Raw genomic sequence first — 20,475 nt, 5'->3', positions numbered from 1 at the left:
ATCCCGGATCACGGATCGCGCCGGCCCCGCAACGCTGGGGACCATGGGGATTTCACGGGGGCTGCGGATCTGGCGGATGGGCGCACTGGTGGCGATCGGGTGGGGGCTGTTCACGATCACCCTGATGCACGTGATCAGCTCCCACGACCCGATCCACGACACGTTGTCGAGCTACACCACCACCGACCCGGGCCTGCTGAGCGCGAGCGTGCTGGCGCTCGCCGTCGGTTCGCTGGCCGTGCTCGGTTGCCTGGCGGCCGGTGGCGTGCCGCTGCCTCGGACCACGCGAGTGCTGCTTTCGTTGTGGGCCTTGGGGTTGGCGACGGCCGCGGTGTTCCCGGCGAGCTACCCGCCGCACCCGGACCTGACGAGCGGCGAGATCCACCTGTACTCGTGCGTGGTGGCGTTCGCGAGCCTGCCGGCCGCGGCGCTGACGTTGCTGGAACCGTTGCGCGGCACGGCCGAGCGCGCGCTCGTGGCGCGGCGGCTGCGGTTCGGGGTGGCCGTTCTGGTGGTGTTCGGCGTGAGTTTCCTGTTCGCCCGCCTCGACGAAGCCGGGCTGCCGGTCCACACCGTCACCGAGCTGCTGCCGGTGGGGGCCACGCAACGGCTGATGCTCGTCGCGGACGTCGTGCTGCTGCTGGGCCTGGTCCGCGTGGCGGTGCGGGTCGACGCCACCCGCGCGGCGGCCGAGCTGCAACCGGCCGCCGCGCGGGACTGACTCACTCCTGCATCGCGGCGACGAACTCCGGTGCGTAGCCGTACAGCCCGGGCAGGCCGCCGGTGTGCACGAACACCACCGTCTCCTCGGGGTCGAACCGGCCGTCCGCGGCCCATTCGACGAGCGCGGCAGCGGCCTTGCCGGAGTAGACCGGGTCCAGCACCACACCTTCGGTGCGGCCGAACAGCCGCAGCGCGCCCCACGTCGAGGGCGCCGGGATGCCGTAGCCCTCGCCCATGGTCGAGTCGCTCATGCGCACGTGGTCCAGCGACGGCGTGTCGACGCCGAGGAGCTGCGCGGCTGAGGTGACGAGATGGGTGAGGTTGTCGGTGGCCTCGTCGAGCGGATGGCTCACGCAGGCGAAGTCGGCGCCGAGGTTGCCGAGCAGCGCCGTGCCGAGCGCGAGGCCGGCGGACGTGCCGCCGCTCGCGTGGGGCGCGACGATGCGGGCGCTGTCGATCCCGAGCGCCGAGAGCTGCTGCGCGAGCTCGTGGGTCGCGGACACGTAGCCGAGGGTGCCGAGCGCGTCGGAGCCGCCGACGGGGACCGTGAAGACCTTGCGGCCCTCGTAGTCGGCCGACGCGAGCAGCTCTTCGTAGGTGCGCTCGGCTTCCTCGACGGTGGCGCAGATGTGCAAGCGGGCGCCGAAGAGCAGGTCGAGCGGGATGTTGCCGGAATGCTCGTAGGCCTCGCCTTGGCGCGGCACCTTCGCCGTGAGCACCAGCTCGCAGCGCAGCCCGAGCCGCGCGCACGCCGCCGCGGTCTGGCGTCCGTGGTTGGTCTGCAGGGCGCCGAAGGTGATCACCGTGTCGGCGCCGGCGGCGAGTGCCGCACCGAGGTGGAAGTCGAGTTTGCGCAGCTTGTTGCCGCCCACGCCGAGCGGGTGGACGTCGTCGCGCTTGAGCATCAGCCGCGGCAGCCCGAGCGCCTCGCCCAGGCGCGGCGCGGCCAGCAGCGGCGTCGGCCCGGTGCCGAGCCCCGCCCGCGGGAACGCGTCGAAAACGGGAAACCGGTCGAAGTCGAACGTCATCGATCCTCCGTGGGGCTGGGGCGGGTCTCGGGCTCATCGTCGGCCTCGGGCGGGTCGGCTGTCGAACCAGGGAGCCGGAATCACAGTCCGGTGGTAACGTTCGTTCGAACGAACGAGAACCCGGGGGTGGCCCGATGACCGTCAGGACTTCCGCGTTCACGACCGTCGCCGACCAGGTGACGGCGCTCGAAGCAGGCGAAACGACCTCGGTGGCGCTCACCGCAGCGGCTCTGGAAGAGGCGCACGCGAGCCAGACCGTGCTCAACGCGTTCCGCCGGATCCGCGACGACGAAGCCCTTGCCGAGGCCGAAGAAGCCGACCGGCGCCGGGCGCGAGGTGACCGGACGCCGTTGCTGGGCGTGCCCGTCGCGATCAAGGACGACGTGGACCTCGCGGGCCTGCCGACGGCGTTCGGCTGCGCGGGTGACTTCCCGGACGCGACCGCCGACGCACCCGCCGTGGCGCTGCTCAAGCGGGCCGGCGCCGTGATCATCGGCAAGACGAACACGCCTGAGCTGGGACAATGGCCGTTCACGGAAGGGCCGGCGTTCGGGGTCACGCGTAACCCGTGGCACCCCGACCACACGCCCGGCGGGTCCTCCGGCGGCTCGGCGGCCGCGGTGGCCGGCGGGGTGGTCGCGGCGGCGCTCGGCTCCGACGGCGCCGGGTCGGTGCGCATCCCGGCGGCGTGGACGGGGCTCGTCGGCATCAAGACGCAGCGCGGCCGCGTGCCGCTCGGTGGGGAGTTGTTCCACGGCCTCACCGTGCTCGGCCCGCTGGCCCGGACCGTGGCCGACGCGGCGACCCTGCTGGATGTCACCACGGGCTCCGACGGCGTGTTCCGCGCGGCCGCCCGCCGGGAACCCGGCCGGCTGCGCATCGGGCTGTCGACGAGGATTCCTTTCACCGCAACGAAAACCAGCCTCGACCCGGTCGTCGAAGCGGCCGTGCGCAACACCGCGGAGGCGCTGGCGAACCTGGGCCACGACATCGTCGAGATCGACCCGGGCTACGGGCTCATCGGCCTCACCTTCCTGCCGCGCTCGCTCACCGGCGTGCGCGACTGGGCCGCTCGCGTGCCCGAGAAGGCCAAGCTCGACCCCCGCACGCGCGGCAACGCGCAGCAGGGCACCGTGCTCGCCGGTGCGTTGAAGCTCGCCCGCGCTCTCGAACCCGCGCTGCAACGCCGCATCGGTTCCGTTTTCGGGCGCGTCGACGTGCTGCTCACCCCGACCACCGCGACGCCGCCGCCGAAGACCGGCGCGTTCGACGGCCTCACCGGCTGGCGCACCGACCAGACGATGATCGCCGCGTGCCCCTACGCTTGGCCGTGGAACGTGCTGGGCTGGCCGGGGATCAACGTCCCGGCCGGACAAACCGCGGACGGGCTCCCCCTCGGCGCCCAGCTGCTGGGCCCGTCGCACGCCGAGGAGCGGCTGATCTCCGTGGCCGCGCAACTGGAAGAGGTCCAACGGTGGCACCTGCGCCGGCCCGCAAGGGCGTGGTGAACACCCGCGACGCGATCCTGCGGGCGACGCTCGAGGTCGTCGGCGAGCAAGGGGTCGGCGGGCTCACCAACCGCCGCATCGTGGCCGCCGCGGGCGTCTCGCTCGGCACGCTGACCTACCACTTCCCCAGCCAGACGGAGCTGCTGCGAGAGGCGATGCTGCTGTTCGCCGAGGAGGAGACGGCGAAGCTCGCCGCGATCGCCGACGCGCACAGTGCGGACGGCCTCAGCCTGGAGCAGGCCGCGGCCGTGGTGGAGCACGTGATCGAGCAGCTGCCGTTCGGCACCGACGACCTCGCACCCCACGAGCTGTACCTCCAGGCCGCGCGCGATCCCGGGCTGCGCGAAGCGTCGGCGCGCTGCTTCGCGGCGTACGACGACCTGGCCACGACGATCCTGCGCGCGCTCGGCGTGCCCGATCCCGCGCGGGTGGCGGGTCCCGTCGTCGCGCTCATCGCCGGGTTGCAGCTGCGGCGGCTGTCGACGGGCACCGACGTGCCGGCCGCCGAGCCACTGATGATGCTGTTGCGCGGGGCCTGACGTGGCGCCGCCGGTCGTGCGGGGCACCGCGGCCTGGCGGTACTTCGGTGACTTCCGCGACGTGCTGCTGGCCGGGCAGGTCCTGGTGCTGCAGGTGGCCCACCCCGTGGTGGCGGCCGGGGTGCGGGACCACTCGGACTACGTTTCGGATCCCTGGACGCGGTTGATGCGGACGGGGGCTTCGCTGTCGATCTACGTGTACGGCGGTGCTGCCGGCGCGCGGTTCGAGGCTTCGCGGTTGCGGGAGCTGCACCGGACGTTCACCGGGGTGGCCGACGGGCGGCGGTACAGCGGGCTGGATCCGGGTGCTTACGCGTGGGTACATGCGACGTTGGTGAAGGTTCCCGTTGATGTACAACGGTTTTTCGGGCGGCCGCTGACGCCGGGCGAGCTCGACGAGTACTACGCGCAGATGTGCGACATCGGCCGGGTGCTCGGGGTGCGGGAGCGGGATCTGCCACCCGACTGGGCCGCGTTCTCGCGGTACTACGACGAGATGGTCGCGTCGTTCCGGCCGAACGAGACGATGACGACGTTGCTGGAGACCATCCACACCGTGCCGAAACCCGTGCGGTGGCTGCCGGATCGGTGGTGGCCGCGGCTGCGGGATGCGCAGGCGGCCGGGCAGCTGTTCTTGATCCGGGCGACGTTGCCGGCGGCTTTGCGGGAGCAGCTCGGTCTACAGTGGACTTCTCGTGACCAGCTGCGGTTCGCGCGCTTCTGCCGTGTGGTGCGGATCGTCGGCTGGTTGGTGCCCGCACCGTTGCGGACGGCGCACATGCGGTGGATCGGCAAGCTGAACGTGTGGTTGCGGGCCCATCCGTGGGCTTACCGGCTCCTGCCCTGACTCAGCCGTGCGTAGTGGGCCCGGGCCTTGGCGCGGTTGCCGCAGCGGGACATCGAGCACCACTGCCGGGTCCTTCGTGGTGACGCGTCGGCGAAGCGCAGGCCGCAGTCGTCCGCGGCGCAGACGCGGACGTCCACCGGGCTCGTCACCAGCTCGATCACGTCGGTCGCGATCAGCGCGAAGGCGGCCGCGACCGGGTTTCGCGGGGTGGGTGCCGCTTTGCGCAGCTCCCCGTCGGACAGCCGCAGGCGCGCGTTGGGCAGCGGCTCCTCGACGGCTTTGTTCACGAGCTCGACGTCAGGGGGTGCCGGCGGGGTGGTGACCAGCCGGTTCACGGCTTCCCTGAGCCATTTCGCCGTTTCGAGGTCTTCCTGCGTGACGGGCACCGGGCCTTTGGTGAGGCCGGCGAGCGAGAGCCATTCGGCGAGGGCTTCGGGCGAGGTCAGCAGCTCGACCCCTTCGGGCTGGTAGCGGTCGCGCAGCGTGTTGACGAGGTCGAGACACGGCCGGCCACCGTCGAAAACCCACTCCATGGGGTTGATTCTAACCCTTGTCACCGGTTAGTCGCGTCCGGTAGCGTCTAACCCCATGAGCCGGTTAGAACCTTCGATGGCGCAGGTCGGCGACCTCCGGATGCACTACCTGCGCGGCGGCGACGGCCCACCCGTGTTCCTGCTGCACGGGTGGCCGCAGACGTCGCACTGCTGGCACCGCGTCGCGGGCCCGCTCGCCGAAACCCACACCGTGATCGCGCCCGACCTGCGTGGTTACGGCCGCACCGACAAGCCCCGCGGCGGCTACGACAAACGCACCATGGCCGCCGATCTCGCCCAGCTCGCCGAGCAGCTGGGCTTCGACCGCGTGTCGGTGGTCGGCCACGACCGTGGCGGCCGCGTCGGCCACCGCTGGGCTTTGGACCGCCCGGAGCAGGTCGAGCGCCTGGCCGTCCTCGACATCGCGCCGACGCGCGAGATGTGGAAACGGCTGGATTCGGATGTCGCGAAGGGCTACTGGCACTGGCTGTTCCACCTGCAACCCGACCTGCCGGAACTGCTGGCGGGCAGCAACATCGCCGCCTACCTGGGCTACTTCTTCGAACGCTGGACCTTCCAGCGCCAGGGCCTGCCCGCCGAGGACGTCGCCGAATACGTACGCGCCTTCTCCGCCCCCGGCGCCCTCCGCGCCGGCTTCGACGACTACCGCGCCTCCTTCCCCGACGACGCCACCCTCGACGACGCCGACTACGCCGCCGGCAACCGCCTCACCCAGCCCGTTCTCGCCATGTGGGGCCAAGCGGGCCTCCTCGGCAAACTCCCCACCCTCGACCTCTGGCGCGACTACGCCGACAACGTCACCGGCGTCGGCCTCGAGAACTGCGGCCACTTCCTACCGGAGGAACAACCGGAGGCGGTGGTGTCGCACTTGCGTGAGTTCTTGGGTTAGGTGGTGATCGCACTCACGTGAGCATCTCGCCTGGGCCTTGATCAGCTCGTCGGCCGGCGGCCGCGCCACACCCGCCGGGGAACGCCGGCTGCGGGGCGGCTGAGCACCCCATCCAGCCCGCGCTCCGCAACGCCGAGGCAAACGGACCGCGGCCGCTTCCCCGGAGGAGCAGCCAGAAGTCGCCGGCCAGGCGGCACATGAGCGCCGAACCGAGCCTGCGCTCAGAAACGCGAGGGCCAGGCTCGACAGCGGCCGCTTCCGGAGAGATGCCGCCGGACGTCGTCGTTGTGGGCGGCGAGGGCCGCTCGGTCAGGCCTTGATCAGCTCATCGACCACCCATTGCCCGACACCCTCCGGGAATGGCGACGGCAGGCCGAGCACCACGTGCTCGAAGCCGGCGTCCACGGCCTCCGTGATGGCTTTGCGCGTGAGGCCCGGGTCCGCATAGGACACCGGCAGGTGGATCGAGCGCGTGATTTCTGCCGGGTCGCGGCCGATGTCGGTGCAGTAGCGGTCGAGGAGGGCGCTGCGGCTGATGCAGTCGTCGAGGTCGCCGCCGGGGATGTTCCAGACGTCGGCGTGGGTGGCGGCGACGCGGAGGGTTGCGGAGGCGCGGCCGCCGATGACGATCGGGGGGTGGGGGCGCTGCATGGGCTTGGGGTTGCCGAACGCGCCCTTGAGTTGGACGGTGTCGCCGATGAAGTCGAAGGGCGCGTCCTCCGTCCACAAGCGACGGATGACGGTGCAGGCTTCGGCGAGGGCCTGCACGGCGTGCGCGGTGTCGTGGAACGGGAGGCCGTGGGCTTCGTACTCGCGCCGGGCCAGGGGGTGGCTCGGGCGGGAGCCGACGCCGATGCCGAAGTCCAAGCGGCCGTGGGAAACCACGTCGACGGTCGTGGCGATCTTGGCGAGGACGGCGGGCGGACGGAAGCGGTTGCTGGTGACCATGAGGCCGAGGCGCAGGCGGGAAGTCTGCGCGGCGAGAGCCGAAAGCAGGGTCCAGCCTTCGAAAATCGGCCCATCAGGGTCGCCGGCGATGGGGAGCAGGTGGTCGAAGAGCCAAGCGTGCTCGATCTCCGGCAGGGTGTCGGCTTCGCGCCAGACGCGCACGAGGTCGGCGTAGTCAACCTGCATCGGGGCGGTCATGATGCCGAACCGAGGTGACATGGGAAGTCCTTTCAGCGGCGACGCAAGGAGGGATCGAGCAGAGCGGGAGGGGTGTCGAACTTCTCGTGCGCGGCCAGGTCGACGCCGGGTGCGACGATCTCGTCGATCGCGTCCAGCACGTCGGCGGACAGCACGGTGTCGGCGGCCGCGAGGTGCGAGCGCAGGTGCTCCGGCGTGCGCGGGCCGATGATCGCGCTGGTCACGGCCGGGTGCGCGGTCACGAAGCCGAGCGCGAGCTGGATCAGCGTCAGCCCGGCGTCGGCGGCGACCTTCGCCAGACGCTCCACCGCGTCGAGCCGGGCCCGGTTGGCGGGCAGCGCCAGGTCGAAGCGCTGCGGCAGGGCCTTCGAGCGGCTCGTGGCGATCTCGCGCCCCTCACGGACCGCGCCCGACAGCCAGCCGGACGCGAGTGGGCTCCACGCCAGCACGCCGAGGCCGTACTCCTCGGTCATCGGCAGCACGTCGGCCTCGATGCCGCGTTGCAGGATCGAGTAGCTGGGCTGCTCGGTGACGTAGCGGCCCAGATGGTGCTCCCGCGCGGCCCACTGCGCCTGCACGATCTTGTACGCGGGGAACGTCGACGAGCCGAAGTAGCGGATCTTCCCGGCGCGCTGCAGATCCGTGAGCGCGGAAAGCGTCTCCTCGTCACTGGTCGAGGGATCCCAGCGGTGGATCTGGTAGAGGTCGACGTGGTCGACACCGAGCCGGCGCAGGCTGTTGTCGAGCTCGCTGACGAGCCAACGGCGCGAGCTGCCCCGGTGGTTGCGCTCGTCGCCCATCGGCATGGCGGCCTTCGTGGCGAGCACGAGGTCGTCGCGGCGCCCGGCGATGGCCTTGCCGACCATCACCTCCGACTCGCCGGCGCCGTACATGTCGGCCGTGTCGACGACGTTGATGCCGCCTTCGAGCGCGGCGTCGACGATGGCCGTGGCGTCGTCCTGCGTGGTGCGGCCGATCGCGCCGAAGTTCATGGCGCCGAGCGACAGCGCGCTGACCTGCACACCGGTGCGGCCCAAGGTGCGGTACTGCATGGAATCGTCCTCCGAAGAGCAAACGGAACGTTGCTCCGTTAAACATACGGAGCAACGTTCCACTTCGCAAGGAAGCGGGTACCTAGGGGTTCGCATCCCCCGAACCGGGGATGGATCTTCCCCCGCTTCCGTGACGATTCGACCCCGTAACCTCGATACCTTTTGCCGTGATGGGGACCACAAAGACAACGGCGCTGCTGCTGGTGCTGTGCGCGCTGGGGATCGCGCTCGGCGGCGGCACCGCGCGCGCCGACGGGGCACCGGTCGGCGCAGACATCCAGGTGGCGCAGACCCTCGGAGCCCGCGAGCTCACCGTGATCATCCGCCGGATCGACGTGACGCCGGGCGACCTGCACGTCGACATCGCCACCCACGCGGGCACCGCGCCCGGCCCGCTGCACCTCGCAACCGCCGCCGACGGCGTCGTGTTCTCCCGCGGCGAGGTCGTGCTCGGCGCGACGCCCGGGCTCTACCCCGGCACGGTCGGCGTCGACCACGCCGGGCCATGGGAACTGCGGCTGAACGACGGGACGACCACCTCGACCATCCCGTTCGTCGTCCCGGCGCGCGTGGTGCCGCCCTGGGAGAAGGCGGCGTACGGCGGTTTCGTTGCGGCAGGGGCGTTTCTGCTCCTCGCCCTGGTCGTGGCCGTGCGGTCACGCCGCACCGCCTACGCCCTGCTGCCGGCGGGCGGGATGGTCGCGGCGCTGGCCGTCGCGGTCACCGGCGCGCTGCTGTCGACGAGCACTCCCCCGCCGCCCGCGCCGGGCGCGCAGCTGGACGCGACCGTGGACAACGTCACCGACCCGTACGCGCTGTCACGCCTGCCCGTCACGGACTACTCACGGCCACCGGTGAACCTGACCGTTGGCACGCAAGGAAAATCTCTCGATCTCCGCTTCACCGACGGGTCCACCGGCCGGCCCGCCGACGACCTCGTGATCCACGACGACGCCTTGGTCCACCTCATCGTCGTCTCCCCCTCCGGCCGGTTGTGGCACCTGCACCCGGTGCGGGTGGCGCCCGGCGAGTACCGCGTCGACTTCACCGCGCCGGAAGCCGGAACCTACGCGGTGGCCGCGGAACTCGAACGACGCGGCGGCGGCGTTCAGCTCGCACGGTCCACTGTGGACGAAAAGAGCAAAACCGGCAACCCCGCCGAAGTCCCCGCCGGACCAGGAAAACGCGTCGTCGACGGAGTGCCCGTCGACGTCACCACCACGGGCGTGCAAGCCGGCACCCCGGTCACCGTCACCGCGCACTTCCCCTCCGGCGACCTCCAGCCGTGGCTGGGCATGCTGGGCCACCTGATCGTCGTCGGGCCGCTGCCGTCGGACACCGACGTCGGCGCCGCGGCCGCCACCGCGCCGACGTGGGCCCACGCGCACGCGATGCCGCCGTACGTCCCGGGCCTCACCGGCGTGCCGGACGAAACCGTCGCCGCGTACGGGCCCGACGTGCCCTTCACGTACACCTTCCCCGCGCCCGGCCGCTACCGGTTGTGGCTGCAGGCCGAACGCGGCTGGTCCGTGCTGACCGTGCCGGTGGTGCTCGACGTGCCGGCCATTCCCGGAGGGGGCCAATGAAAACGAAACGTCCAGTGGTGCTGATCAGCGTCGTCGTGCTGGTGGCCGCGGTGATCGCCGGCTGGCTGCTGTTCGGCGGCGGGCCGAGCGGTCCCACCGTGCTCAAGTCGACGACCGGGCCCTACACCGTGCAACTGTCCACGGACGCGCCACGCGTCGGCGGCAACACGTTCGCGTTCGCGGTGACCGGTCCCGCCGTGGACGGCGTGACGGTGGAGCCGGTGATGCCGCAGATGGGCCACGCCATCACACCCGTGCCGGCGACCGCCGACGGGCCGGGGCACTTCCGCGCCGCCGACGTCGGCCTGCCGATGGCGGGCCAGTGGGAGATCACGGTCTCCCTGCGTGGGCCGGCGGGCGCCGGTCAAGTCGTGTTTCCCGTGTTGGTCAACCAGTAAGGAGGGGCTGGGGATGGATCTCACCGCGTCGGGGGCCCGGGTGGTCGCCGCGACGAGAAGGCCGGGGCTGGCACCCGCGTGCACGGTGCTCGCGGGGTCGGTGATCTCGATGGTCGGGCTCACCTGGGACGTGCAATGGCACGACGACGTCGGCCCGGACACGTTCTTCACGCTGCCGCACCTGTTCCTGTACTCGGGCAGCGCGATCGTCGGGCTCGCGAGCCTGGCCGTGGTGCTGCTGACCACGGCTGCGCAACGCGCCGGGCGGCCGGTGGACCCGCGCATCGGCGGGCGCGCGATCGGCGTGTTCGGCCGGACGTTCGCGGCGCCGGCGGGCTACCTCGTCTCCGGCGTCGGCGCCGCGTTGTTCCTGCTCTACGGGCTGTGGGACCAGTGGTGGCACGGGTTGTACGGCTTCGACGCCGTGATCGACTCGCCGCCGCACATCGGGTTGCTGCTCTCGGTGACGCTGTCGATCATCGGCACCACGATGGTCTTCGCGGCCGCGCGGGAGCAGCGCTGGGGCCGGATCGGGGTGTTCGGCTCGCTGGCCGTGCTGATCGCGTTCAGCGCGGTGACGGCACTGGGGCTGCAGCAGGTGGACCTCGACCCGGTGGAGGCAACGTCGGTCGGCTCCACGCTGTTGTCCGTGCTGCTCGTGTTCGCCGGCGCCGGGTTCCTGCGCCGGCCGGGCGGCGCCGTGGCGACAGCGGCGATCCTGGCCGTGATCCAGGCCGTCTTCTGGTGGTTCTCACCGTGGGCTGCGCGCGCGTACGCCGATCTCGTCGGGCTGCCGGTGCGCGACTACGTGAGCGGCGTGCCGGACATGCCCGCGCTGATGCCGATGGCGCTCCTGCCGGTGGCCGCGTTGGTGGAGGGCTACCTGCTGATCGCGCGACGGCGGGGGTGGCAGCTGGGCCGCGTGTCCGTGCTCGCGGGCGGGCTGGCCGGGCTCCTGGTCGGTGCGACCCTGCTGGTGCAGCGCGGATTGGTCTATTCCGGTCACATCGGTGACCTCACGGCGGTTCTCGCGACCGGCCTCGCCGCCGGCGTGCTCGGTTTGGCGGGCGGCTTCGCGGGCTGGCGCTTCGGCGGCATGCTCCGCCTGCTCGCCCCGGCTTCGGAGGTGCAGACCCATGCGTAAGACACTGCTGGCGCTGGGCGCGGTCATCGGCCTGCTGCTCGCCACCGCCCTGCCGGCCAACGCGTACGAGCCGGTGAACATCGTCCACACCGAACGCGTGCAGGCGGGGCCGTACGGCCTCACCGTGGGCTTCTCGACGTGGCCGCTGCGCGCCATGCAGTCGCTGGACTTCACGTTCATCCCCGACGGCGGCATCGGCACCAAAACCGGCACGCTCGCCATGCACAACCCCTCGGCCGCCGCGTTCCAACGCCCGCAGCCGCTGGCGCGCCACCCGCGCAAGCGCGACGTCTGGGGTCTGGACATCCGCGCTCTGCCGACGGAGGGCACGTGGGCGTTCCGCTTCACGATCAACGGCCCCCAGGGTCAGGGCAGCGGTGAGCTGAAGAGCCTGCCGGTGCTGTCACAGCCTGGACCGCCGATGGGGTTGAGCTGGGCGATCAGCAGCCTGCCGTTGATCGGGCTGGTCGTGCTCGTGGTCATCGCCTGGCGCCGCACGCGCGGCCGGCTGCGCGGCGGCGGGGTGCCGGCCGCCGCCTGATCCACAGCTCAGCGCACCCCAATGTGGCGTTGGTTGCGTTCAACGCACCGAACGCCGCATTGGGTGCGCTGAGTGCACCGAACGCCGCATTGGGGTGCTTTGCGCCGCACGACCACCCAGGGTCAGCACCAATCACTCGTTCGAGTGACAGTTGGTGAAAGCCTCACGGCAAGGCCCGCACGCGGGTTCCCGCGTGAATCGCGAACCGCGCGTCAAGCGTCCGGCGGCAGGTCGAACTGCCCGGCCTTCACCGCGACCAGGAAGGCCTCCCACTCGCCCCGGTCGAACACGAAGACCGGACTGGACGCGAGCTTGGTGTCGCGCACGCCGACGAGGTCGGAACGGCCCAGGTTGACCTCGACGCAGCTGCCGCCGTTCGGCTCACTGGCGAACGACTTCTCCCAGGCAGCGTCCTCGAACAGCCCCTCGGCCGTGTCCGGGTCGTAATCCTGGAGCGACGGATAATCCGTCATGGGTCGTACCTCCGAGCCTCCTGCAGGGCGTGCGGTCGCCACACACGTCCCCGGCTTCTTTCTGTCACTACGGAGCAAACCGCAGGGCCAAGCGGGTGATCAACTCGACCCGATCTCGACATGAAGATTATTCCAGGAGTAGGATTAATCGCATCGATCGGGGCGCCAGTGGTGGGTGAATGGCTTGCTGCATTCGGCCCAGCCCACCAGCGGAGTCCACGAACCGGCACCGACCTCGGGGGGAGGGACCGCGTGATCATCCAGGACAGCATGACGGCGAACGTGCTCATGACGGGCAGGCTCGCGCCCGGCAGGGTCGGCGAATCCCGCCGCGTCGTGCACGTGTTCGAGGTGGACGCAGCGGGTTCTTCCGCAGAGGTGCTCGCGCGGTGCGGGGAGTCGTTTCCCCGGACCCACATCGAGTGGCTGGCGCCGGGCGTGGGTATGCCGTGCGAAAGCTGTCTCGGTCTGGCCGGAGCGGATCTGCCCCGGTCACCGCTATCGGAACTGGGGGTGTGATCTCATGGCCGTCCGGCTCACCACGCTCTTCCGTCGTGAGGATGAACACACTCACGGCCGGCGTGGGATCAACCACGAGCTGCGCAGTCGCTTCGGCTTCAGCCTGATCCAGGCGCCGCTGCGCAGCCCGGTCACCTGGGACACCGACCTCGACGTGCCCGCCCCGCGCCAGCCGGACCTGGTCCGCGCCACGCGGCCGCTCGAGGCGCGCGTCGACCTCGCGCCGCTCGTCCACGGGCTGGGCCCGTCCCGCGCGTAAGCGCGACACAGACCACCGAACCAGCGCGCCCCGGGCCACCCTCCCGGGGCGCGCTTTCGTCGTTACGGCTTCCGTCCGACGGCGCAGATTCCGCCGCTGAACGACGGGTCGGCGGCCATGCGGTCGCTGTTGCGCGACTCGCCTTCCTCCGGCCGCCACTCCGAAACCCAGACCACCCCGGGGTCCACGAGCTCCAGGCCGTCGAAGAACTCCGCGAACTCCGCGCGCGAGCGGAAGTGGATCGGGGTGCTCGACTGCTTGTACTGCTCGTGGATCGACTCGCGGCTGTCTCCGTCCGACTCCGGCACCCCGTCGAGCGTGATGTGCGAGGCCATGAAGAACGAGCCCGACGGCACCAGCGAGAGGTACTTGCGCACCATCTCGTGCGCTCCCTCGTCACGGCCGATGAAGTACAGGACGCCGGACATGATCAACCCGATCGGGCGCTTCGGGTCCAGCACACCGGTGTCGAGCGCACGCGGCCAGATGTCACCCGGGTTCCGCAGGTCGCCGTGCAGCACCGCGTGCCGGTCGGCGACGCCCTCACGCTCCAGCAGGATCTGCGAGTGGGCGACTGCCACGGGCTCGTTGTCCACGTACACGCAGCGCGCGTCGGGGTTCACCGATGTGGCGATCTCGTGCACGTTGCCGGCCGTCGGCACCCCGGAGCCGAGGTCGAGGTACTGGTCGATGCCGTTGCGCACCATGTAGCGCACGGTGCGGCCGAGCAGCTCGCGCCCGGACTTCGCGATGGTCTTGATCATGGGGAAGGTCTGTACCGCGCGTTCGCCGAACTCGCGGTCGATCGCCCAGTTGGCCGTGCCGCCGAGGAACCAGTCGTAGATGCGGGCCGCGTTGGGCCGATCGAGGTCGATGCCCTCCGGGGCTTCGGGATCCGGTACCTGTGTCATCAGCTGTCCCTTTCCGACCCGCGGTGTGCTGGTGCGGACCAGTCTGCCGATCTCCCGGCGCGTCCCGCAGCCGACCCCCGATCGAGTGACACCTGATCGGGGGGCCCGGCGGCGAAAGCCCAGGAGAACGGAGAGACCGGCCCCGTCGTCAACCACTACTTTGCCGGGAATGCGCTTCCTCTTCACCTTCATCGGCGGCCGGGGCCACTTCGATCCGATGGCACCCGTCGCGCGGGCCGCCGCGGCGCGGGGGCACACCGTCGCCGTGGCTGGGGCGGGCAGTCACGTGCCGCCGATCGAGCGCGCGGGGTTCACAGCCCTGGCCACGAGCGCACCGCGCGCTCAGACCGCGTCGACGCGCGAGCCGCTGCCGCCGGTCGACCCGGCGCGTGACGACTGGGAGATCCAGGAGCTCTTCGCGCGCCGTGCCGGCCGCGAACGTGCGGGGAAGCTGCTGGAGATCATCCGCGACTGGCGGCCCGACGTCGTGATCCGCGACGAGGTCGACTTCGGCGCCGCGATCGGCGCCGAACAGTTGGGCGTGCCGTGCGTGAACGTTCTCGTGCTGGCCGCGGGTACCTTGCTGCGCAAGGAGCTCGTGGCCGAACCGCTGCACGAGCTGCGCGCCGAGCACGGCCTGCCGACGGACCCCCAGCTGACGATGCTGGAGGGGCAGCTCGTGCTCTCGCCGTTCCCGCCGTCAGTCCGTGACCCGGCGTCGCCGTTGCCGCCCAATGCGTTCTCCTTCCGCCAGGGCGACCCGATCCCGCCGCGGCCACCGCACGACCCGCCCGGCGTGTACTTCACCCTCGGCACGGACTTCAACACCGCGTCCGGCGACCTCTTCGAACGCACGCTGGCGGGGCTCGCGCGGCTGACCGCGGACGTGACCACCACTGTCGGCACCCAGCTCGACCCGGCCGTCTTCGGGCCGCAACCCGCGCACGTCCGCGTGGAACGGTTCGTGCCCCAGGCCGAGCTGCTGCCGTCGATCGACCTGGTGGTGTCGCACGGCGGATCGGGCAGCCTGCTGGGCGCGCTGGCGCACGGCCTGCCGTCGCTCGTGTTCGCCATGGGCGCCGACCAGCCCGGCAACGCCCGCCAGACCACCCGGCTCGGCACCGGCATCGCGCTGGACCCGGAAACCGCGACACCGGACGAAATCCACGACGCGGCCGCGCGGCTGCTCACCGAACCGCGGTGGCGCGAGGCGGCTCAGCGCGTGCAGGAGGAGATCAACGGCCAGCCCGGCGCGGAAGAAACCGTGCCACTGCTGGAAATCACTGCGACATCTGCGCCCGGTAGCCCTCGGCGAGCTCCTTGAGGAACTGCCGCGTCTCGCCGCGCTCCAGCGCCGCACCGCGCAGCCGGTCCCACGAGTCGACGAAGATGTTGAAGTCCTTGACGTCGTCGAGGTAGAGCCCGCCCGCGGAGTGTTCGATGTAGACGAAGTCCCGCGTGCGGTCGGGGAAGCGCATGATCGTGAAGTCGTTGGGCACCGCGGCGAGCTTCGCGCCGAAAGGCAGCACGTGCACGTACACGCGGGGGTAGCGGTCGAGCGCCAGCATGTGCTCGACCTGGTCCAGCATCACGGCCGGCGCCGTCCCGCCGGGAGCGCGGCGCAGCGCGCCCTCGCTCACGATGAACCGGTAGTACGGCGGCTGCTGCTGGTCGAACACGGCCTTGCGGTCGAGCCGGTTGCGCACGAGCGACGTGACGTCGGTCGCGCCCGCCTCGGTGAACTGCTTGAGCATGTAGTGCTCGGACTGCAGCGGGCCCGGGATGCGCTCACCGTGCCAGGTGAGGATCTCCGCCGCGGCCGGCTCCAGGTCGGTGAAGGTGCGGAACCAGTGCGGCACCACCGAGCGGTAGCCCGACCAGTGACCGCGCTGCCCGGCGGCGGCGCGGGCCAGGTTCATCAGGGTGTCGGCTTCTTCGCCGTTGATCCCGAACGCGTTCAGCATCGATCGCACATCTCCGAGCTTGACCCCCACTGCTCCGGACTCGATCTTGTTGACCTTGCCCTGGGTGCAGCCGAGAACTTCGGCGACCTGCTGCTGTGTCATCCGCGCGGCGTTTCGAGCATGCCGGAGCTCGTTGCCGAGCTGCTTCCGGCGCGAGGTGACGGTGCTCGCCATCAGCCTTGCTCTCCCGGACCACTAACCGCCGGAGCGGTCTCTCGACCACTGCCGACGCGCGAACGTTCGAACCACCCAGGTTAGTGCCTTTACCCAACGGGGTTCGATGATGACACCGCGCAGCGTTCCAGGAAATGATCCGAAAAGCCAGTCACCCCGGGTGTCACTCGCCTGGACCAGGCCATATAGCGCCTTTCGGACACCGTCGCTGCTCCATCCGGACTGCTGGGGCCGGTTCTGCGCCGTTCGGTTCTGCGGCATAGTGGCGGACGTGATCGATCGCTCCCCCGGCGCCGCGAAGGTCGAGCGCCTCGCAGACGGCGTCTTCGGCTACGTGCAGCCCGACGGTTCCTGGTTCATCAACAACTGCGGCTTCGTGTCCGCGGGTGACCACACCGTGCTCATCGACACGTGCGCCACCGAGCGGCGCACGCGCGCCCTGCTGGCCGCCGTGGAGGACACGACGGGACCGGTCACCACGCTCGTGAACACCCACCACCACTCCGACCACACCAACGGCAACTACCTCGTCGGCGGCGCGACGATCATCGGCCAGCGCAAGACGCGCGACGCGATGCTCGCCGCCGGCATCGAGACCTACGACGGTGTGCTCGTCGGCAACGACTGGGGCCACCTGGAGCTGCGCGCGCCCGAGGTCGTGTTCGACGACCGGCTCACCGTCCACGCGGGCGACACCGCGATCGAGCTCCGGCACCCCGGCCACGCCGCCCACACCACCAACGACGTGCTCGCCTGGCTGCCCGAGCAGCGCGTGCTGTTCGCGGGTGACCTGGTTTTCAACGGCGGCAGCCCGTTCGCGCTGATGGGCTCGGTCGCCGGCTGGCGTGCCGCCCTCGACGTGATCCGCGAGCTGGAACCCGCGCTGATCCTGCCCGGCCACGGCGGCCCCTGTGGACTGGAGACGGTGGACGTCGTCGACGCGTACCTGAAGTTCGTCCAGGACACGGCCGAACGCGGCAAGGCGGCGGGGCTTTCGCCGCTGCAGCTGGCGAAAGAGACCGACCTCGGGACCTTTTCGGACTTGTCCGAACAGGAACGCCTGGCCGGCAACCTGCACCGCGCGTATGCCGAACTGGACGGCGCCGAGTGGGGCGCGCCGATCGACCTCGTCGCGGCGATCACCGACATGGTCGCGTACAACGGCGCGCCCATCCGCTGTTTCTCCTGAGGCCCGGCACACGACAGAAGTGGTCCCGGTCACCGGGCCGCCCGTGATTCATTCCCCCGGACCCCCGTGAGTGTTCTCGCAGGTTCGCGTGAGCGCGAACCGGACTACGCTCGGACTCCGGCAGAGACTTCGGAAAGGGTTCGGATGAGCAAGAAGGCGAGCATCGGGGTCACCGGCCTGGCGGTCATGGGCCGCAACCTGGCGCGGAACCTGGCCCGGCACGGGCACACGGTCGCCCTGCACAACCGCTCCGAGGCGCGGACGCGCACGCTCGTCGAGCAGTTCGGCGACGAGGGCGACTTCATCCCGGCGTACTCCGCGCAGGAGTTCGTCGACGCGCTGGAGCGGCCGCGGCAGATCGTGATCATGGTGCAGGCCGGTGGGCCCACCGACGCCGTGATCGAGGAGTTCGCGCCGCTACTGGAGCCGGGTGACGTGATCGTCGACGCCGGCAACGCGCACTTCGCGGACACCCGCCGGCGCGAGGCCGCGCTGCGCGAGCGTGGGCTGCACTTCGTCGGCACGGGCGTGTCCGGTGGTGAAGAGGGCGCGCTCAACGGCCCCAGCATCATGCCGGGCGGGTCGAAGGAGTCGTACGAGTCGCTCGGCCCGCTGTTCGAGGACATCTCGGCCAAGGTCGACGGCGCGCCGTGCTGCACGCACATCGGCGCGGACGGCGCCGGCCACTTCGTGAAGATGGTCCACAACGGCATCGAGTACGCCGACATGCAGCTGATCGCGGAGTCGTTCGACCTGCTGCGCGGCGCCGCCGGCTACTCGCCCGCGGAGGCCGCCGACGTGTTCTCGACGTGGAACACCGGCCGGCTCGAGTCGTACCTGATCGAGATCACCGCCGAGGTACTCAAGCACGTCGACGGTTCGGGCAAGCCGTTCGTCGACATCGTCGAGGACGCGGCGGAGCAGAAGGGCACGGGCCGCTGGACCGTGCAGATCGGGCTCGACCTGGGCGTGCCGATCAGTGGCATCGCCGAGGCCGTGTTCGCGCGTTCGCTTTCGGGCTCGAAGCCGCTTCGCGCGGCCGCCCGCGGGCTGGCGGGGCCGGCGCGGACGCCGCTGAAGGGTGCCGCGCTGGAGACCTTCGCCGACGACGTCGAGCAGGCGCTGTACGCGTCGAAGGTCGTCGCGTACGCGCAGGGCTTCAACCAGATCCAGGCCGGCGCCACGGAGTACGGCTGGGACATCGACCTGGGCGCCGTCGCGTCGATCTGGCGCGGGGGCTGCATCATCCGCGCGAAGTTCCTGAACGACATCACCGCGGCCTACGCCGAGGACCCGGCTCTCCCGACGCTGCTGACCGCGGGCGCGTTCCGCAAGGCCGTCGAGGACGCGCAGGACTCGTGGCGTTCGGTCATCTCCACGGCGGTGCGGCTGGGCATCCCGACGCCGGGCTTCTCCACCGCGCTGGCGTACTACGACGGCCTGCGCGCCGACCGGCTGCCGGCCGCGTTGGTGCAGGGTCAGCGTGACTTCTTCGGTGCGCACACGTACCGGCGCGTCGACCGCGAGGGTTCGTTCCACACCCTGTGGGCCACGGATTCCCGTGACGAGGTCGGTGCTTGATCGTTTGGTGAAGGGACCCCCACCCGGGTTGGTGGGGGTCCCTTTTTCATCGCGTGTACTCGGCGAGCCAAGGCGGGATCTGCGGCCGGCGGTAGGTGTTGAGGTCGTCGCGGTAGTGCTGCGGCGGCAGGAGCTGGTGGGGCGGGAAGGGTTCGTCGCCGTAGTCGTAGTTGACGCTGAGCTGGCCGCTGTTGAGCACGCTCAGGATCAGCCGCCACCACGGACCGGCGGACATCTGCGCGGCGACGTGGCGCTGGTTGCGCAGCATCGCGGTGATGGGCTCGGGGACGTAGACGTCCTGGTGCTGGTTGCCGGCGAAGAACCGCAGGAGTGCGATTTCCGCGGAGACGGTGAAGGAGAACTCGGCGGAGAACCACTCCCAGCCTTGGGGACCGAGCAGCGCGAGCTGCTGCACGATCGGCTCCAGCAGGCGGCCGGCTTCGGCGGCGAGGGTTTCGTCGTTGTCTTCGACGATTTCAAAGCTCTGGATGGCGGGAGGGCCGTCGCCCTGGGCGTCTTCGAACGCCCGGCGGAATTCCTCCATGAACCGGTCGGCCATGCCGGCCAGCCTAGGGGTCAGGCGGTCGCCGCCACCAGAAGCAAAGCGACGACGACTGCCGGCACCACGTACCTCACTGCCCTCGCGCCGCCAGGATCTCGGCCAGGGCTTCGCGGATCTTCGCCTCCGCCGGCTCCTTCTTGATGCCCAGCCCGGCGAGCACCTCGTAGCCGGCACCTTCGCCCTGCTCCAGGATCGCCAGCAGGATGTGCTCGGTGCCGATGTAGTTGTGGCCAAGGCGCAGGCCTTCGCGCAGGGTCAGCTCGAGCGTCTTCTTGCCCGCCGCGGTGAACGGCATCGGGTCCGGCACGGGGTCGACGGGCTCGGGCAACCGCGCCTCCGCCGCTTCCTTCACGGCGTCCAGGCTGGCGCCCTGGAACACCAGGATCCCGGCGGCCAGGGCGGCCGGTTCGGTGAGCAGCCCGAGCACCAGGTGCACGGTGTCGATGCCCGGGCTCTTCGCGTCCTTCGCCGCCTGCTGCGCCGCCACGACGACGTGCCGCGCGCGATCGGTGTAGCGGCCGTAGAGCCGCTCGATCATCCCGCCCGGATCACCCCCCGGGTCGACCTTCGGCACGAACCTCTTCTGGGCCGCCTGCTTCGACACGCCCATGCTCGTCCCGATTTCCGTCCACGACGCGCCACTGCGCCTCGCCTGGTCCACGAAGTGCCCGATGAGGTGATCGGCGAGCTCCCCGAGGTGCTCGCCCAGGTAGACCGCGTCGGACAGCTGCGCGAGGGCGTCCTTGTCGTTGTTCGCCTTGATGGCGCTGATGAGGTCGTCGAGCTTCACTGGGTAGGTCATGCCGTCAACTGTAGGTTGACGATTCGGTGTCGTCAACCTTGGGTTGACGATGGGTCTGGGGATGGGTTTGGGGATGGGGTCGACTT

Annotated in this window: 23 protein-coding genes; 14 read left to right on the top strand and 9 right to left on the bottom strand. The window is 70.8% G+C overall.

Annotated elements, in window-relative coordinates; genetic code table 11:
• Positions 1-43: 43 nt before the first annotated feature.
• A complete protein-coding gene (locus tag AB0878_RS08270) occupies positions 44-721 on the top strand; it encodes a DUF998 domain-containing protein (RefSeq protein ID WP_366577725.1) in 678 nt (225 codons plus the stop codon).
• A gap of 1 nt (position 722) precedes the next feature.
• On the opposite strand, the gene AB0878_RS08265 is transcribed toward AB0878_RS08270, so the two are convergent.
• Positions 723-1,751, bottom strand: coding sequence for a D-cysteine desulfhydrase family protein (locus tag AB0878_RS08265; RefSeq protein WP_366577723.1), 1,029 nt, complete (start codon positions 1,749-1,751; stop codon positions 723-725).
• A 134-nt stretch (positions 1,752-1,885) separates the two neighbouring features.
• Here AB0878_RS08265 and AB0878_RS08260 point away from each other — a divergent pair, with 134 nt between their 5' ends.
• From AB0878_RS08260 to AB0878_RS08250, 3 genes are read left to right on the top strand one after another with little or no spacing between them, the layout of a single operon-like run.
• Entirely contained in the window at positions 1,886-3,259 is a 1,374-nt protein-coding gene (locus tag AB0878_RS08260; protein WP_366577721.1) for an amidase, read from the top strand.
• Entirely contained in the window at positions 3,226-3,798 is a 573-nt protein-coding gene (locus AB0878_RS08255) for a TetR family transcriptional regulator (protein ID WP_366577719.1), read from the top strand. Before AB0878_RS08260 ends, AB0878_RS08255 begins: the two co-directional genes overlap by 34 nt.
• Position 3,799: 1 nt before the next feature.
• Positions 3,800-4,645, top strand: a complete 846-nt coding sequence (locus AB0878_RS08250; RefSeq protein WP_366577717.1) for an oxygenase MpaB family protein — start codon at positions 3,800-3,802, stop codon at positions 4,643-4,645.
• Here the strand turns inward: AB0878_RS08250 and AB0878_RS08245 are convergent.
• Positions 4,627-5,178 (bottom strand): CGNR zinc finger domain-containing protein, encoded by a 552-nt coding sequence (locus AB0878_RS08245; RefSeq protein WP_366577715.1) that lies wholly within the window; start codon positions 5,176-5,178, stop codon positions 4,627-4,629. The two genes, AB0878_RS08250 and AB0878_RS08245, sit on opposite strands and share 19 nt — an antisense overlap.
• 55 nt (positions 5,179-5,233) lie before the next feature.
• Here AB0878_RS08245 and AB0878_RS08240 point away from each other — a divergent pair, with 55 nt between their 5' ends.
• Entirely contained in the window at positions 5,234-6,088 is an 855-nt protein-coding gene (locus tag AB0878_RS08240) for an alpha/beta hydrolase (RefSeq protein WP_366577713.1), read from the top strand.
• 309 nt (positions 6,089-6,397) lie between these two features.
• Here AB0878_RS08240 and AB0878_RS08235 read toward each other — a convergent pair whose 3' ends face one another.
• Both AB0878_RS08235 and AB0878_RS08230 read right to left on the bottom strand, forming a co-directional pair.
• Positions 6,398-7,255, bottom strand: coding sequence for an LLM class flavin-dependent oxidoreductase (locus tag AB0878_RS08235; protein ID WP_366577711.1), 858 nt, complete (start codon positions 7,253-7,255; stop codon positions 6,398-6,400).
• Positions 7,256-7,266: 11 nt separating this feature from the next.
• Positions 7,267-8,286 carry an aldo/keto reductase gene (locus AB0878_RS08230; protein WP_366577709.1) on the bottom strand — a complete coding sequence of 340 codons (1,020 nt, stop codon included), beginning with the start codon at positions 8,284-8,286 and terminating at the stop codon, positions 7,267-7,269.
• Positions 8,287-8,456: 170 nt separating this feature from the next.
• Here AB0878_RS08230 and AB0878_RS08225 point away from each other — a divergent pair, with 170 nt between their 5' ends.
• From AB0878_RS08225 to AB0878_RS08210, 4 genes are read left to right on the top strand one after another with little or no spacing between them, the layout of a single operon-like run.
• Positions 8,457-9,872 (top strand): hypothetical protein, encoded by a 1,416-nt coding sequence (locus tag AB0878_RS08225; RefSeq protein WP_366577707.1) that lies wholly within the window; start codon positions 8,457-8,459, stop codon positions 9,870-9,872.
• On the top strand, positions 9,869-10,270 hold the full coding sequence (locus AB0878_RS08220) for a FixH family protein (RefSeq protein ID WP_366577705.1): 402 nt from the start codon (positions 9,869-9,871) through the stop codon (positions 10,268-10,270). The genes AB0878_RS08225 and AB0878_RS08220 overlap by 4 nt, the downstream gene beginning before the upstream one ends.
• 13 nt (positions 10,271-10,283) lie before the next feature.
• Complete coding sequence (locus tag AB0878_RS08215) at positions 10,284-11,414, top strand: hypothetical protein (protein ID WP_366577703.1); 1,131 nt, start codon at positions 10,284-10,286, stop codon at positions 11,412-11,414.
• Positions 11,407-11,955 (top strand): hypothetical protein, encoded by a 549-nt coding sequence (locus AB0878_RS08210; RefSeq protein WP_366577702.1) that lies wholly within the window; start codon positions 11,407-11,409, stop codon positions 11,953-11,955. Before AB0878_RS08215 ends, AB0878_RS08210 begins: the two co-directional genes overlap by 8 nt.
• Before the next feature lie 212 nt (positions 11,956-12,167).
• Here AB0878_RS08210 and AB0878_RS08205 read toward each other — a convergent pair whose 3' ends face one another.
• Positions 12,168-12,428, bottom strand: a complete 261-nt coding sequence (locus AB0878_RS08205; protein ID WP_366577701.1) for a DUF397 domain-containing protein — start codon at positions 12,426-12,428, stop codon at positions 12,168-12,170.
• 252 nt (positions 12,429-12,680) lie between these two features.
• Here AB0878_RS08205 and AB0878_RS08200 point away from each other — a divergent pair, with 252 nt between their 5' ends.
• Together AB0878_RS08200 and AB0878_RS08195 are read left to right on the top strand one after the other, a co-directional pair.
• The gene (locus AB0878_RS08200; protein ID WP_366577699.1) at positions 12,681-12,947 is read left to right on the top strand and encodes a hypothetical protein; all 267 of its coding nucleotides are present in this window, start codon (positions 12,681-12,683) and stop codon (positions 12,945-12,947) included.
• 4 nt (positions 12,948-12,951) lie between these two features.
• A complete protein-coding gene (locus tag AB0878_RS08195; protein WP_285970871.1) occupies positions 12,952-13,206 on the top strand; it encodes a hypothetical protein in 255 nt (84 codons plus the stop codon).
• Between the two features lie 62 nt (positions 13,207-13,268).
• On the opposite strand, the gene AB0878_RS08190 is transcribed toward AB0878_RS08195, so the two are convergent.
• On the bottom strand, positions 13,269-14,117 hold the full coding sequence (locus AB0878_RS08190; protein ID WP_366577697.1) for an SAM-dependent methyltransferase: 849 nt from the start codon (positions 14,115-14,117) through the stop codon (positions 13,269-13,271).
• A 169-nt stretch (positions 14,118-14,286) separates the two neighbouring features.
• Between AB0878_RS08190 and AB0878_RS08185 the strand changes: the two genes are divergently transcribed.
• Complete coding sequence (locus AB0878_RS08185; RefSeq protein ID WP_366577695.1) at positions 14,287-15,441, top strand: glycosyltransferase; 1,155 nt, start codon at positions 14,287-14,289, stop codon at positions 15,439-15,441.
• Here the strand turns inward: AB0878_RS08185 and AB0878_RS08180 are convergent.
• Positions 15,398-16,255 carry a helix-turn-helix transcriptional regulator gene (locus tag AB0878_RS08180; RefSeq protein WP_364044700.1) on the bottom strand — a complete coding sequence of 286 codons (858 nt, stop codon included), beginning with the start codon at positions 16,253-16,255 and terminating at the stop codon, positions 15,398-15,400. The two genes, AB0878_RS08185 and AB0878_RS08180, sit on opposite strands and share 44 nt — an antisense overlap.
• Positions 16,256-16,526: 271 nt before the next feature.
• Between AB0878_RS08180 and AB0878_RS08175 the strand changes: the two genes are divergently transcribed.
• Together AB0878_RS08175 and gndA are read left to right on the top strand one after the other, a co-directional pair.
• The gene (locus AB0878_RS08175; protein WP_366577693.1) at positions 16,527-17,444 is read left to right on the top strand and encodes an MBL fold metallo-hydrolase; all 918 of its coding nucleotides are present in this window, start codon (positions 16,527-16,529) and stop codon (positions 17,442-17,444) included.
• A 144-nt stretch (positions 17,445-17,588) separates the two neighbouring features.
• Positions 17,589-19,025 (top strand): NADP-dependent phosphogluconate dehydrogenase, encoded by a 1,437-nt coding sequence (gene gndA, locus AB0878_RS08170; RefSeq protein ID WP_366577691.1) that lies wholly within the window; start codon positions 17,589-17,591, stop codon positions 19,023-19,025.
• A 46-nt stretch (positions 19,026-19,071) separates the two neighbouring features.
• Here the strand turns inward: gndA and AB0878_RS08165 are convergent, their stop codons facing one another.
• Both AB0878_RS08165 and AB0878_RS08160 read right to left on the bottom strand, forming a co-directional pair.
• The gene (locus tag AB0878_RS08165) at positions 19,072-19,584 is read right to left on the bottom strand and encodes a hypothetical protein (RefSeq protein WP_366577689.1); all 513 of its coding nucleotides are present in this window, start codon (positions 19,582-19,584) and stop codon (positions 19,072-19,074) included.
• A gap of 73 nt (positions 19,585-19,657) precedes the next feature.
• A complete protein-coding gene (locus AB0878_RS08160) occupies positions 19,658-20,389 on the bottom strand; it encodes a Clp protease N-terminal domain-containing protein (RefSeq protein WP_366577687.1) in 732 nt (243 codons plus the stop codon).
• Between the last annotated feature and the right edge of the window lie 86 nt (positions 20,390-20,475).

This window comes from Amycolatopsis sp. NPDC047767, assembly GCF_040704195.1.
Classification (GTDB): domain Bacteria; phylum Actinomycetota; class Actinomycetes; order Mycobacteriales; family Pseudonocardiaceae; genus Amycolatopsis.
Note: the sequence above shows the minus strand (reverse complement) of the source record. Positions and strands in the feature narration are given on the sequence as shown.